At 61.4% G+C, this 13,336-nt stretch carries 12 protein-coding genes; 7 read left to right on the forward strand and 5 right to left on the reverse strand.

Going from position 1 to position 13,336, the window contains the following annotated elements; genetic code table 11:
• The first annotated feature begins 151 nt into the window (after positions 1 to 151).
• Positions 152 to 613, forward strand: a complete 462-nt coding sequence (locus LA304_RS07565; RefSeq protein WP_224502530.1) for a (2Fe-2S)-binding protein — start codon at positions 152 to 154, stop codon at positions 611 to 613.
• A complete protein-coding gene (locus LA304_RS07570; protein WP_224502531.1) occupies positions 610 to 2,862 on the forward strand; it encodes a xanthine dehydrogenase family protein molybdopterin-binding subunit in 2,253 nt (750 codons plus the stop codon). The genes LA304_RS07565 and LA304_RS07570 overlap by 4 nt, the downstream gene beginning before the upstream one ends.
• Positions 2,863 to 2,915: 53 nt before the next feature.
• Here LA304_RS07570 and scpB read toward each other — a convergent pair whose 3' ends face one another.
• Together scpB and LA304_RS07580 are read right to left on the reverse strand one after the other, a co-directional pair.
• Positions 2,916 to 3,491 (reverse strand): SMC-Scp complex subunit ScpB, encoded by a 576-nt coding sequence (gene scpB, locus LA304_RS07575; protein WP_224502532.1) that lies wholly within the window; start codon positions 3,489 to 3,491, stop codon positions 2,916 to 2,918.
• A 3-nt stretch (positions 3,492 to 3,494) separates the two neighbouring features.
• On the reverse strand, positions 3,495 to 4,379 hold the full coding sequence (locus LA304_RS07580; RefSeq protein WP_224502533.1) for a DUF1403 family protein: 885 nt from the start codon (positions 4,377 to 4,379) through the stop codon (positions 3,495 to 3,497).
• A 126-nt stretch (positions 4,380 to 4,505) separates the two neighbouring features.
• On the opposite strand from LA304_RS07580, the gene LA304_RS07585 reads away from it, so the two are divergent.
• Positions 4,506 to 5,552 carry a tyrosine-type recombinase/integrase gene (locus tag LA304_RS07585; RefSeq protein WP_224502534.1) on the forward strand — a complete coding sequence of 349 codons (1,047 nt, stop codon included), beginning with the start codon at positions 4,506 to 4,508 and terminating at the stop codon, positions 5,550 to 5,552.
• A gap of 66 nt (positions 5,553 to 5,618) precedes the next feature.
• Here LA304_RS07585 and LA304_RS07590 read toward each other — a convergent pair whose 3' ends face one another.
• Positions 5,619 to 6,710 (reverse strand): ParB N-terminal domain-containing protein, encoded by a 1,092-nt coding sequence (locus LA304_RS07590; RefSeq protein WP_224502535.1) that lies wholly within the window; start codon positions 6,708 to 6,710, stop codon positions 5,619 to 5,621.
• A complete protein-coding gene (locus LA304_RS07595) occupies positions 6,707 to 8,011 on the reverse strand; it encodes an AAA family ATPase (protein WP_224502536.1) in 1,305 nt (434 codons plus the stop codon). The genes LA304_RS07590 and LA304_RS07595 overlap by 4 nt, the downstream gene beginning before the upstream one ends.
• Positions 8,012 to 8,581: 570 nt before the next feature.
• Between LA304_RS07595 and LA304_RS07600 the strand changes: the two genes are divergently transcribed.
• On the forward strand, positions 8,582 to 9,283 hold the full coding sequence (locus LA304_RS07600; RefSeq protein ID WP_224502537.1) for a hypothetical protein: 702 nt from the start codon (positions 8,582 to 8,584) through the stop codon (positions 9,281 to 9,283).
• Between the two features lie 4 nt (positions 9,284 to 9,287).
• Here the strand turns inward: LA304_RS07600 and LA304_RS07605 are convergent, their stop codons facing one another.
• A complete protein-coding gene (locus LA304_RS07605) occupies positions 9,288 to 10,070 on the reverse strand; it encodes a helix-turn-helix domain-containing protein (protein WP_224502538.1) in 783 nt (260 codons plus the stop codon).
• A gap of 290 nt (positions 10,071 to 10,360) precedes the next feature.
• Between LA304_RS07605 and LA304_RS07610 the strand changes: the two genes are divergently transcribed.
• The 3 genes from LA304_RS07610 to LA304_RS07620 are packed head-to-tail and all read left to right on the forward strand — an operon-like array spanning position 10,361 to position 13,314.
• Complete coding sequence (locus LA304_RS07610) at positions 10,361 to 11,215, forward strand: oxidoreductase (protein ID WP_224502539.1); 855 nt, start codon at positions 10,361 to 10,363, stop codon at positions 11,213 to 11,215.
• Between the two features lie 52 nt (positions 11,216 to 11,267).
• Entirely contained in the window at positions 11,268 to 12,266 is a 999-nt protein-coding gene (locus LA304_RS07615) for an ABC transporter permease (RefSeq protein WP_224502540.1), read from the forward strand.
• A gap of 40 nt (positions 12,267 to 12,306) precedes the next feature.
• Positions 12,307 to 13,314: a sugar ABC transporter substrate-binding protein gene (locus tag LA304_RS07620; protein WP_224502541.1), complete on the forward strand. Its 1,008-nt coding sequence runs from the start codon at positions 12,307 to 12,309 to the stop codon at positions 13,312 to 13,314.
• Positions 13,315 to 13,336: the final 22 nt, after the last annotated feature.

Genomic DNA, 13,336 nt, shown 5'->3' on the forward strand with positions numbered 1-13,336 from the left:
GCCCCATACTATCATGTGTAAGCAGTCACGCCGGCACAGATCGGCCCTGCACACACAACCCAGCACCCACAACGGGCGCACGGCGAATACAAAGAAACGCATAACGCACATCTCTCTGGCCTCGTCTTCAGACTTCTTCAAAGAGGATTCCATGCAACTTACCATTAACAATGAAACCTATGACATCGACGCGGATGGCGAGACGCCGCTGCTTTGGGTCATTCGTGACAACCTCGGCATGACCGGAACGAAATACGGCTGCGGCGTCGCCCAATGTGGCGCCTGTTCTGTTTTGGTCGATGGCGTTGTGACGCGCTCCTGCGTGACCCCGATCGAAGTCGTCGAAGGCTCTCAGATCACAACCATCGAAGCCATTGAATCCGATCCCGTCGGCAAACGCGTCGTCGAGAAATGGGTCGAGCATCAGGTGCCGCAGTGCGGTTACTGCCAGTCCGGTCAGGTGATGGCCGCGACATCGCTCCTCAAAGAGACCGCGAAACCGACCGAAGAAGACATCGAATACGCGATGCTGAACCTGTGCCGCTGCGGGACCTACAATTTCATCAGCGCCGCGATCCATGACCTCGCCGGTGGCGAAGGAGACGCGCAATGACCTTTGACCGTCCCGCTTCCGCACCTCAAGACCTCCCGACCGGCGCACCGGTCAACATGTCGCGCCGCCGCTTTCTGATCGGCACCACGACCGCCACCGCAGGCGCGCTCGTCCTCGGTTTCGGCATCCCGACCAAGGCCCGCGCCCAAGCCGCGAACATGGCGCCTGGCACCCGCGTTCCGGCCTTCCTCGAAATCCGCCCCGACAACACCGTGCGCTTCCTGAGCCCCTTCGTCGAAGGCGGCCAAGGCATCTACACCGCCATGGCGCAGATCGTTGGCGAAGAGCTTGACGCCGACCCGTCGTCGTTTGTGGTCGAAAGCGCCCCTGCCGGAACTGACTACCTCGTCGTTGGCGGCTCCATGCGTATCACCGGTGGCTCCATGTCCGTGCGGACGAGCTATGACACCATGCGCAAACTCGGCGCGCTTGCCCGTGCGATGCTGCTCGAAGCGGCTGCCGCGCGTCTCGATGTGCCGGTCTCTGAGTTGACGACCGAACCGGGTCACGTGGTCCATGCCGCCTCCGGTCGCACAGTCACCTATGGTGAGATTGCTGACGCCGCGCTTGATCTTGAGGTGCCGGATCCGGAGAGCATCACGCTCAAAGACCCCGCCGATTTCCGCTGGATCCGTCAGCCGGTCGAACGTCTCGACGTTTATGAAAAATCCACAGGCAAGGCCGTCTACTCCATCGACACCAAAGTTGACGGCATGGTCCACGCCGCCGTGCAACACGCCCCGCGCCTCGGCCTCACCGTCGGCTCCATCGTGAACGAAGCCGAAGTCGCCGCCATGCCCGGCGTGATCTCCATCCACACCCTGCCGGGCGCTGTCGCCGTCGTCTCAGAACGCTGGTGGACCGCACGTCGTGCTGTGGAATCGCTCAATGTCGAGTGGAACGAACCCGGCGCGGACGCCGATCCGACCGCGCGCTATATGCCCGCCGACTTCTCCACCGCCGCCTTTGCCGAACGCCTCGCCAATGAAACCGGCGAAGGCATGGACGCAGAGAACGAAGGCGATGTTGCCGCCGCGTTTGCAGAGGCCGAAACCACCCTCGAAGCCACCTATCACAGCCAGTATGTGAACCACGGCCAGCTAGAGCCGCCCTCGACCACGGCGCGGTTTAACGAAGATGGCTCGCTCGATGTCTGGATGCCGAACCAAGCACCGGAACAGTTTCAGGGCGCGATTGCGCGGATGACCGGCCTCGAAGCGTCGCAGATCAACATCCACTCCCCGATGCTCGGCGGGTTCTTCGGGCGTCACTTCCTCTATCCGCACGCCAACCCCTATCCGCAGGCGATCCAACTCGCCAAGGAAACGGGCCGTCCGGTCAAACTGATCTGGAGCCGCGAAGAAGAGTTCCTCCGCGACCCGCTCCGCCCGATGGCAGCCGTGCGGTTCAAAGGCGCGCTCGACAGCACGGGTATGCCCGTCGCACTCGAAGCCATCTCCGCGACCGAGGGTCCGACCGAAGGCATCTGGGGCCGCAATCCCGAGAGCGTGGACGGCACCGCCGTCGAAGGTCTGTCGGGCAAATCCTACGGCATCCCGAACCACCGCATCGCGCAGGTCTACGTCGAAAACCCGACCATGCTCGCCTATTGGCGCTCTGTCGGGAACTCGATGAACGACTTCCTCTATGAGTCCTTCCTCGACGAACTCGGCGATACGGGCGGCCAAGACCCGTTCGAGATGCGCATGAAACTGCTTGAGGGCAACACCCGCCTTCAGACCCTCCTGCAATCCGTTGCGGATCTGTCCGGCGGTTGGAAACGCGGACCGTTTGAGGCAGAGGACGGCACGATGCGCGCACGCGGTATCGCCATGGCCTCTCCGTTTGGCAGTCACACCGCCGCCATCGCCGAGGTCTCCATCGACCGTGGCGAAGTGAAGGTGCACGACATCTGGCAGGCCATCGACCCCGGCAGCATCGTGAACCCAGCGATCATCGAGGCGCAGGTCAATTCCGCCGTCGCTCTGGGCCTGTCCCAAGTGCTTCTGGAAGAATCCGTCTACGAGAACGGCATGCCGAAAGCGCGCAACTTCGATATGTATCCGATCCTCTCACCGGACCGGATGCCGCGCGTTCACGTCAAAATCGTTGAGAGCGGTGCCCCCATGGGTGGCATCGGCGAACCGGGCCTGCCCGCAGTTCCGCCGGCCGTCGCCAACGCCGTTTCGACCCTGACCGGCCAACGCATCAGGTCCATGCCGCTTTCGAAGTATACCTTCGAAAGCTGAGCTGACCTGATCCTGCTCCGGGCGCTCCTCCCCCACTCCGGCGCCCGGGGCACTTATCTTGAGACCCCCGCATCCTGCATCTGCTCACGATCCGGCAGGTCTTCGAGCGTTTCCAAGCTGAACGCGACCAGAAACGTCTCTGTCGTCACGAAGGTATATGGCGCACCCCGTCGCGGGCTGCGGGGGCCTGTGCCGATGAGGTGACGGTCATGCAGGCGGCCAATCAGGTCGCGGCTAATCTCTTTTCCGAAAATATCCTTCAACCCCTCCCGCGTGATCGGCTGGTGATAGGCGACGGCGGCGAGAACCGCGATGTCGAATTCGCTCAGGTCCTGTAGCTGATCCCCAACATCCGCCGCCGCTTTGATCACCGGCGCGTATTGGGTGCGCGTGCGGAAAATCCAGCCGTCCGCGACCTTCGCAATTTCGAACGCGCGTCCCTCCAGATCGGCGGCGAGGTCTTCGATCAACAGATCCACTGACGCCCCCTGCCCCACCACGCGCGTGAGGTCTTCGCGCGGGACAGGCCTGGCGCTCGCAAAGAGCACGGCTTCGATCCGCCGCATCCATTCGCGCCAGCGCAAATCCGGCGGCAGGTCGTTCAGCTCTCGATCAAGGTCCTGCGCCATCGCTCACACCCCATAGAGCCGAAAGGTGTCGCGTCCGGTGAGTTCGCGCACCGCGCCCAACTCCACGAGCCGATCACACAACCGCCGCGCCGCGCGATCCGGCAACGGCAGCGCAGTCGGGGCCACGGCATCCTGCGTCAGAAACATCTCGACCGCCTCCCCTGCCCCTTTCGCGCGGAGCTTTGGCGCGACGGCAGAGAGATGCGCGGCTTTTCGGGAGAGATCAGAGGCAAGGGTCAGAACCTCCGGCACGGCGGCAATCACCGCGCGATGACAGGCCTCAACCAACGCCTCGCCCGTCGCATTGAAATCCGCGCGTTTCAGGCCGAGCGCGAGCAACGGCAGGACATGCGTCGCCCCCACCGCTTGAGCCAAGGCCGCCTCCGCCATGATCAACGCCGCGACCCGCGCGCGGGGGCGCTCTGTCAGAACCGTCTCCAACACCGCCGCCGCGCGTCGGAGCGGCGCACCCTCTCCGGCATCGAGCCACACCGCGACATCCATCGCCTCAACGTCAGGCAACGCACGGTGCAGGCCCCGCGGGGACACGGGCCGTTCCACCGCCCGCCGCCAAGAGAGATACATCTCCCCCGCGGGTCCGGGCAGATCGCCGTCACGCAGCAAATGGCAGGTGTCCCGCAACTCCGCCGCCCGTTCAAACCGCCCCGAAAGCCCCGCGCAGGCCTCTGCTGCGCGCAAAGCCAACCGATCCCGCAACAAGGCATGGGGCACCTCGGGCCGTGCCGCCACAAGATGCAGATGGCTTAGGGCATAGCCCGACAAAAAAGCCACATCTTCAAAGGTTTCCGCACGCCGCGCGGTGACCCAGCGCGGCAAAGGCGCTATGGTGGTCAGGTCTGATGCGATGTCTGGCGGAGTCATTTTCATGACCGGAGCCTAAATCACCACGGCGCTTTCTTCCAGAAAATACACCCAAAACCGCCGCACTTTTTACGATCCTGTCATGTCCAATACATTTGCATTATCGGACACAATGGTTATAGGCTCCGAAATATGGCCAAAACACCGGAAAACCCACCGCACGAAGACGTAGAAATCACCCTGCCCGACCATGTGGCGGGATCGGGATCGCTTGAGCAGCTTGTGGAAACTGCGCGCTCCTATGCGGAGGCGACGGTCGCGGAGAACACCGCAAAGGCGTACGCCGCAGACTGGGCGCATTTCTCGCGCTGGTGCCGGATGAAGGGCGCGGACCCCCTGCCCCCGTCGCCGGAACTCATCGGCCTCTACCTCACCGACCTCGCGCATCCGTCGGACAAGACCCCGCCTCTGACCGTGGCGAGTATCGAGCGCCGCCTCTCCGGCCTCTCCTGGAACTACGCGCAGCGCGGCCTTTCCCTGAACCGCAAGGAACGCCACATCGCCCGTATCCTCGCGGGCATCAAACGCAAACACGCGCGCCCACCGATGCAGAAGGAAGCGATCTTTCCCGAGGACATTCAGGCCATGGTCGCCACCCTGCCCTATGACCTGCGCGGGCTGCGGGATCGGGCGATCCTGCTCTTGGGTTATGCGGGCGGGTTACGACGCACGGAGATCGTCTGCCTCGACGTGCACAAGGACGACACAGGGGACAGCGGCGGTTGGGTCACGATCTATGAGGAAGGCGCGCTGCTCACGCTCAATTCCAAGACCGGCTGGCGCGAGGTCGAAATCGGGCGCGGGTCGAGTGACGCGACCTGTCCTGTGCATGCGTTGGAGCAATGGCTGCACTTCGCGAAGATCGGGTTCGGGCCGGTGTTTGTCCGCACCTCGCGCGATGGCAAGCGTGCTTTGGACGATCGGCTCAGCGACAAACACGTCGCGCGGTTGATCAAGCAGACGGTTCTGAAAGCGGGTCTGCGTTCGGAGCTACCTGAGAAAGAGCGGCTCGCCCTGTTCTCCGGTCACAGCCTCCGCGCGGGGTTGGCGAGTTCGGCGGACGTGGATGAGCGCTATATCCAAAAGCATCTCGGCCATGCCTCTGTGGAGATGACGCGCCGGTATCAGCGGCGGCGGGATCGGTTCCGGATCAACCTCACGAAAGCCGCCGGTCTCTGACACGCGACGGCAAAAGAAAAAGGCGGCCAGTTGGGCCGCCTTTTGTGTGTCGTCTGATCGGGTGGATTAGCTGTCCAACTCCGCAAAGAACGCGGCGAGCGCGGCCTCGAGTTTCTGCTTTTCCATCTGGCCGAAGTCCATGTCGGAGCGAAGTTCAAGGCGCCCATCCTGCACCGCGCAGCGCACTGTCCCCGCGGGGACAGTCATGCGGAACGTGGTTTTAAGCGTGTTGGCTTTGCCGGTCTGAGCTTTCTTTTCCGGTGCGCGCACATCCGTGAGCAAGCTGCGCAGCACCTCAATCTCTCCCTCTGGCGTTGTCGGCATCACCGCCGCAAGGCGCGATTTCGCACGCGTCACGGCCGCCACATCGTCGGAGAACTTTTTCTCAAGATCGAGACCAAGGGCCCGCGGGATCGCCTCCGGAAATTTGAGCGCGCTGCCGATGTGATCGAGCAGCGTCGCAAAGTGGCGAATGTAGCTGCGCTTTTGACGGTTCGCAGACGCGTAGAGAATGGCGACGGCTTCCTCGACGTTCGCGCATTCGGTTTCCGGATCGGCGGCATAGGCACGGGCGAGCGCGGCCATTTCCGCGAACGAGATGTCACGACGCACGAGGTTCTCATCGACCATCCGACGATAGAGACCATCGAGGGCCTCACCGCTCGACATCAGACCGGCGGGAATTTTTGCAAAGCGTTCGTCGCCGGTTTCCGCGAAAAGTTCGCGGTAGGCGGTGAGACGGCGGAAGCCCTGCACAAGCTCGTATCCCTCGCCAACCTGTTCCACGCGGATCGGGTTCGACAGGCCAAGCTCACGGATCGAAATCTTCAACTCGTCCAACTCGGGGTCGCGCGTGATGCTCCGGTCGCGGGTGAGTTTGGTCGTGGACACGGCGTCAATCGCCACGAGGTCCACGATCAACCCCTGCTTTTTCATCCGCACGAAATCATGGGCGAGGCGGTCGTTCTCTTCGCGGATCGCGGCCTCGGCGGCTTGGCGTTCGCGCAGGGCGGAGGCGTTTTCCTGAATGGCGCTGGCCATAGGACCACGGCGGGCCTCACGGGTGTCCGGCTCATCTGTCCCCGCGGGGACAGGGGTGTCTACCTCGACCGGATCGGTCGGGAAGTCGATGTCAAAGACGCGGCGTTTCTTGCTCATGCCTCATCCTCCAGATTGCCCCAGGCCTCGAGAAGATGCCCGCGGAATTCTTCATACGCGTTGTCGAAAGAGGACCGTGCGCGGCGCCATGTCTCTCGTGTCATGTCGCGGTAGTCGGTCTCATAGATCGACGACAGGAAGCGACCGGACTGCTCCACTGCACGGGTCATCTCAATCGGGTTCTGCGTGAGCCTATCCCCGAAAACCTTTTCAAAGGCAGAACGCATCGCACGGTGCAATTCATTGCCCGCCTCGAACCGCGTCAGGAGGAAACGGATGTCGTGGAACGCCTTCGGCAGGTTGCTTGTCCCCGCGGGGACAACGCCGTTGAAGGCCGAGAGATCTTCGAGCGCTTCGGCGAGCTGACCGATGAAAGAGGTGGTGGAGTCATATTCCCAGTAGCCGGGGCCGGAGGGGATATAGAGCACGTCGGCGGCAAAGACCGCGTTCATGGACTGATAGCCGATGGCGGGCGGACAATCGAAGATGATCATGTCGTAGGCGTCGGCGGGCAGGGTGTCGAGATAGCGGCTCACGGCGGCGAAGAACGACCACTCCGGATTGAGGTGGCGATATTGCGCGGAGGCGAACTCAACAAACGCCGCGTTAGCACAGGACGGGATGATGTCGATGGTCGGCCAGTTGGTCGGCTTGATAAAGTCCGCGACGCGCAGATCAGAAAGACCCATGTCCGTGATCGAGGAGGGCAGGCGGCGTTGGGGCAGGGCGGAGCCGCTCTCTGCTCCACGGGTCGCGGCGTTCATGCGCTCCGTCTCATTGATCAGGTCGCGCGCCATGATGCCCCAGACGGTGAACTCTTCCTGCACGTCGGAGAGACCCATAGAGTGGGACAGCGTCGCCTGCGGATCGAAGTCCACGCAGAGCACGCGGTAGCCATCGAGCGCGGCGGCGTGCGCGAAGTGGAGCGCAACGGTGGATTTGCCTGCGCCGCCTTTGAAGTTCGCAATCGCCGCGCGGATCGCCCGCTTGCCCGCTGGACGGGTCGGCATGAGGGACTTGCGGCTCACCTTCAGACGGCGGCGAAGTTCGTTGATCTCTTCGAGCGTATACCAGCGCTGACGCCCGTCCTCTTCGACAAAGCCCTGCGGCAGGGACGGGTCGGCGGCGAGACGGCCGCGCATGGTGGATTGGTTGACCTTGAAGATGAGCTCGGCCACCTCCCAGCTCGAAAATCTGCGGAGCGTCTTCTCACGCTCGGGGGAATAGGTCTGCTGCCGGATAAATCCCTGCATCTTGAGCGACTGGGCCTGTAGTCGCGACAAGTCCTCATGAGTGAACATTGTGCCTCCTGTCCCCGCGGGGACGCTTTCTATTATCTATTTCGGATTTACGCGGAAAACGGAAAAATTGCAAAACCTAAAAACGTAAATTAGAGTAAAACCGTGAAAAGCGCTGAAATGCCGAAAGCCCCATGTTTTCTGCGCCTTTTCCGGAGGTGCCCTGATTCGGACCGGCGGCCGTGCGCCCGAGAGTCCGGGACGAAATTTCTCGGGCGTGACCCTCTAAATAGGGGGACACATTTAGGGCCTCTACTATCTATTGGGGGACATTTTACCCCTGATTAGGGGACAGCCTGTGTGACCCCCAATACCATTAATACCTTTCTTTTTCTTTTTTTGAGGAATTTGGTTGGGAAGATGAAAGCAGGAGTCGCTTGACAGAATCGAAGAACTCAACGCAAATTGTTCCAAGATCACAAAAAACGCTGAGACCGCGTCTGTTCCGAGGTGTTAACCTTTGACGCGTAGATCTCGGGACACCTTCTTCGGAAGGATTGAGGCAAAGACGGGTCCTGACATCGAGACGGGCCCGACGGATAAAAGCAGAGACCTCTGCGAGGGGCGAGACAGATGCTGTCGAAGAAACCGGTTGGCCCACAGGCTGCCGCAGTCAAATATGATGTGCTCACAGCACTCGGGACTTATGCCCTCTCCCAGTCCAAGGGGAAACAAGTTCTGTGTCTTCGCCTAATGACCCTCATCACAGCCCGCTATAATTGGCAGCGCAACGAGTTGGCCGTGGGTCAACGTGAGATCGCCCGAATGTGGGGTGTGGAGGAACGGACCGTCAAACGCGAGATGGCGAAGCTGCGCGCGATGGAATGGCTCGTCGTGAAACGGCAGGGCGCGCGGGGGCGGGTGACGGAATACGCGCTCTCGGTGGAAAAACTCCTGAAGGACACGCGGCCGATCTGGGCGGCGGTCGGACCGGATTTCGAACAGCGCCTGGAAGGGCAGGGGGCCAAGCCCGCAGACACGGATGCCAAGGTTGTGCCGCTGCAACGGCAGGGCAGGGCGGTCTCCGCACCGGAGGTTGATAGCTCTACGGAATGGGGACTGGCGCGAAGCCTGATCTACGCCGAAGACCCCGCGCGGTTCTCAAGCTGGATCGCAGCACTCGAACGTGGAGAGAGGGTCGGACGCAGGCTCTACCTCAACGCCCCGAGCCGCTTTCACGCGCATTATGTGGCGACGCATTTGAACACACTGTGTCTCGGCGCCGTCCAACAGGTTGATCCGGATATTGATGAAGTGATCGTGGTGTCGAGCTAAGCGCTCAGGATTCCATGGCCTCGGCCACCTCTTTGGCGATTTGTTGCATCATCGGGAGATATTCCTCGACGCCTTCACCGCGCGGCAGGACGTGGCTCAGGAGCATGATACCGAACGCGCCGTAGACCTCTTGTTCTCCGACAATCGGCACACTGACGCCCCAGAGGACACCGTCGTGTTGTTCCTTATAATACTCATCGTCGCTGATCGCGTAGCCGCGGTCGCGGACTTCGGCGATGACTTCTTCCACCGGAGCGGGGTCGGAGGCGCGGCTGTCCCAGGCACTGATCGAGTTCTGGTTGGCGAGATGCCGATAGATCGCCTGGCGGTCCTCATGGGAAACAGCCGAGAGATAGGCGAGGCCGGAGGAGGTCACCAGCATCGGAAAGCGGTAGCCGGGAATGCGGTTCACCACGAGACCACGGGGTTTGCGGATGGCCTCCACAATCACCATGGCGTCGCCGTCAAAGGCCGCGAAGGTCATCGGCCATGTGATGTCTTTACTGTATTTCTCCATGACCGCGCCGCCGACACGGCTCAGTTCGCGGTGTTTGTCGTAGCCGTTTGTGAGCTGCGTGACTTTCCGCGTGACTTCATAGGACGGCCCGTCGGGGCGGCGGTGGACATAGCCCTCATTAATAAGTGTCTCAAGGAGACGCACGATGGTGGCCTTGTCGATGCCGGTGTCCGCATGGATGCTTCCGACTGTCGCCAATTTGCTCAGACTGACGCATCTGAGCACAGCCATGGCACGTTCGACAGCAACGACTTGTCTATAGGATGCCATGTTTTTTCTCCCCCGTGTTAGATGACGGGAGAGACGCAAATTTTACGCCAAGGCGGGCCTGTGCCGCGCACTTTCTCTCCGCCTTTTGTCTAACGGTCCAAGTATAGCACGGTTTTTTTGAAATACCGTTTCACATGGCGACATCTGCGTCTTTTCCCAAAAAATCAAAAAAATCGGTCTAAACGAGCGTGCGCCGCGAAACTGGCACGACGTTTGCGAAGTGGTGTTTCACAAACCTGAAGCGTCGTCTTCGGGATCAGGAACGACACAGTAAAGGAAACATTCGCAAGATGCCGCAGCAGGAACAGAAAACGTGGCTCATTACCGGAGCCGATAAAGGGCTCGGGTTTCAGACGGCCCGCACCGCGCTTGAGCGTGGGGACAATGTTGTCGTGACGGTGATGGCGCCGGATGGTGTTCACAAGCTGATGGAGGACTATCCCGACCGTCTCTGTGCCCTGCATCTGGACGCGCGCGATCAGGCGAAGGTGGGCACCGTTGTGGCCCGCGCGCATGCCGCCTTTGGCCGTATCGATGTTCTGGTGAACAACGCGGGCTATGGTCTCGTGGCGCTCGCCGAGGCGACGGGTGCGGACCTTTACCGTCCGATCTTTGAGGTGAACTTCTTCGGCCTCGTAGAAATGACCCGCGCGGTTCTGCCCTACATGCGGGCGCAGCGCTCCGGCCACATCGTCAACCTGTCCTCTTACGGCGGGTTCATCGGCACGCCGGGCTTTAGCTTTTACTGCGCGACGAAGTTTGCGGTGGAGGGCTATTCCGAGTCCCTGTCGCGCGAAGTCAAACATCTCGGCATCAACGTCACCTGTGTGGAGCCGGGCGGTTTCCGCAGCGATTTCGCCGGTCCGTCGCTTGCGCAGGACATGGACACGCTCGGCGAGGATTACGTCGAGGTTGCAGAGATCGTCGCGAACTACAGCGCGAGCCGCCACGGCAAACAGCCGAACGATCCGTTGCTCTTTGGCGATGCGCTTTGCGCGCTCGTCGATGCGGACCAGCCGCCGTTCCGTTTGCCGCTCGGCACGGATGCCCACGCCTCGATCATGAATGATCTCAAGGAAGTGACCGCAGAGCTCGAGAAGTGGAAGGACCTGTCCGCATCCACGACACGGCCCGTCGACGCATAAGACAAACGCCGGCGGGGAGGACTGTCGGCGGACTGAATAGGGAGGTTTCACCATGAGTGAGAAGGAAAAGACAAAGGGCGGAAAGGGTCTGTCGTTTAGCCAGGAAGGCATCGTCTTCCTGCTGACCCTCGCGCTGTTTGTTGCGTTTTCAATAATTTTGCCGAACTTCCTGACGTCCGGCAACGTGATCGCGCTCATGCGCAGTGTGTCGATCCTCGGGATGCTGGCGCTCGGGATGAGCCTCGTGGTGATTGGCCGCGGGGTGGACCTGACGATGGTTGCGACGCTTGTGGTCGGGGTCGTCTGGGCGGTGAAGCTCACCAATGACGGGATGCCGTTTGGCGAGGCGCTGTTCTATGGCGGCCTGCTGGTGAGTGCCTTTGGACTCATCGTTGGTCTCATCGTGGCGTTTGCGGAAATTCCGCCGATCTTTACGACGCTCGCCATGGCGCCGGTCATTTTCGGCATCGGCAACCCGTTCCTGTTCAAACAGGACACCCACAACGCGCCGCGCAATGTGGAGTGGCTCGGGGATCTCGGGTTTGGTGCGACGCTTGGCATTCCGAACACCATTCTCGTGTTCGGTCTTGTGGCGCTCGTGATCCATCTGATCCTGCGCTACACGCGCTTTGGCCGCTCCATCTATGCGATGGGGGACAACCCGCTGGCCGCGCGCATGACCGGCCTGCCGCTGCGCCCGATCATCGTGTCGCAATACATCATGACCGCGCTCGTGGCCTATCTCGTTGGCCTCGTCATTCTCGCCTCGAACTCCGGCATCAACTCGCGCCTCGCCTACACGACGCTCGTCTATGACGTGCTGCTCGTGGTCGTGCTCGGCGGCATTGGTCTGAGCGGGGGGCGCGGCGGTGTGCGCAACGTGATCGTCGGGACGCTGTTCGTCGGCACGCTTTTGAGCGGCATGACGATTCTCAACCTGTCCCTGACGGCACAGAACCTGATCAAGTCGGTTGTCATGATGTTGGCTCTCATCGCCGACACGCTCGTCAACCCGCGAGATGAACAAACGTCGCAGCAGGGAGACATCTGACGACGTTCAATTACGAGTTTTAAATAGGGAGGAAACTAGGATGAAACTCAAATCAACACTCATTGGCGCATGTGCGGCGCTGGCTCTGGCCGGAACCGCCTCTGCCCAGCAGGAACTCAGCAACGCCTCGCGCGACAGCTACATGGAGGCGGTTGCCGGCAAGCGCATCGTCTACATCCCGATGAGCATGACGACCGACCTCGTTCTGACGTGGCACGCCTTTCTTCAGCGTCAGGCCGACGAGCTTGGCTACACCGTGGACGTGCGCGACCCGAACTGGTCCGCAGAGGCCGGTGCCCGCGCTCTGACCCAGGCGATCGGTGAAAAGCCGGACCTTATCGTCCTGCAAAACCCCGACGTTCAGGCCTATGCACGCCTGATCCAGCGCGCCCAGAAAGCCGGGATCAAGATCGTCCAGCTCAACATGGAATCCCTGTCCCAGAGTGACGCCTATGTAGGCGCCGACTGGTATGGCGTCGGCTATACCGCCGGTGAAGCGATTGCCGCGCAGTGTGGCGGTGGCAATGGTGCTTCGAACAAGGTTGCTGTCGTGACCGGTGTGCCGACCGCGCCAGTTGATCTGTTCCAGATGAGCGGCTTCCGTCAGGCGCTCGAAGATGCAGGCTCCGACGTTGAAATCGTGTCCGAGCAATCCGCAGGTTATGACCCGAGCAAGGCCCGCGCGATCACCTCTTCCGTTCTGCAACAGCACTCCGATCTCTGCGCCGCCTTCGGCATCTGGGACGGTCAGGACGCCGGTATCGGCGCCGCGATCAAGGAAGCTGGCATGGCCGATCAGGTGTTTCTCGTGACCTCCGGCGGTGGTGCGCAGACCTCCTGTGACCGCGTTGAGGACGGCAGCTTTGACATGTTCATCGAATACGACGCGCGGATGCAGGGTCAGGCCCTAAACACGCTCGTCGCAACGCTGCTGCAAAGCGACCGCGAAGCCGGTGCCGAAAAGCTCGTCTACTACGGCCCGAATTACATCGTGACCCCGGAGACCCTGAACCCGGCGTCCTGCTTCGTCGTGGACGAAGGCCAGTAAACTTTACAAAAGGAAGAGTGTT

This window comes from Celeribacter litoreus (genome assembly GCF_020165855.1).
Lineage (GTDB): Bacteria > Pseudomonadota > Alphaproteobacteria > Rhodobacterales > Rhodobacteraceae > Celeribacter > Celeribacter litoreus.

Bases quoted from the DNA above. Each gene is read 5' to 3' on its own strand.
- LA304_RS07605 (WP_224502538.1), bottom strand. From the start codon at position 10,070: ATGGCATCCTATAGACAAGTCGTTGCTGTCGAACGTGCCATGGCTGTG.
- LA304_RS07580 (WP_224502533.1), bottom strand. From the start codon at position 4,379: ATGAAAATGACTCCGCCAGACATCGCATCAGACCTGACCACCATAGCG.
- LA304_RS07600 (WP_224502537.1), top strand. From the start codon at position 8,582: ATGCTGTCGAAGAAACCGGTTGGCCCACAGGCTGCCGCAGTCAAATAT.
- LA304_RS07610 (WP_224502539.1), top strand. From the start codon at position 10,361: ATGCCGCAGCAGGAACAGAAAACGTGGCTCATTACCGGAGCCGATAAA.
- LA304_RS07595 (WP_224502536.1), bottom strand. From the start codon at position 8,011: ATGTTCACTCATGAGGACTTGTCGCGACTACAGGCCCAGTCGCTCAAG.
- LA304_RS07620 (WP_224502541.1), top strand. From the start codon at position 12,307: ATGAAACTCAAATCAACACTCATTGGCGCATGTGCGGCGCTGGCTCTG.
- LA304_RS07615 (WP_224502540.1), top strand. From the start codon at position 11,268: ATGAGTGAGAAGGAAAAGACAAAGGGCGGAAAGGGTCTGTCGTTTAGC.
- LA304_RS07585 (WP_224502534.1), top strand. From the start codon at position 4,506: ATGGCCAAAACACCGGAAAACCCACCGCACGAAGACGTAGAAATCACC.
- scpB (WP_224502532.1), bottom strand. From the start codon at position 3,491: ATGGCGCAGGACCTTGATCGAGAGCTGAACGACCTGCCGCCGGATTTG.
- LA304_RS07570 (WP_224502531.1), top strand. From the start codon at position 610: ATGACCTTTGACCGTCCCGCTTCCGCACCTCAAGACCTCCCGACCGGC.
- LA304_RS07590 (WP_224502535.1), bottom strand. From the start codon at position 6,710: ATGAGCAAGAAACGCCGCGTCTTTGACATCGACTTCCCGACCGATCCG.
- LA304_RS07565 (WP_224502530.1), top strand. From the start codon at position 152: ATGCAACTTACCATTAACAATGAAACCTATGACATCGACGCGGATGGC.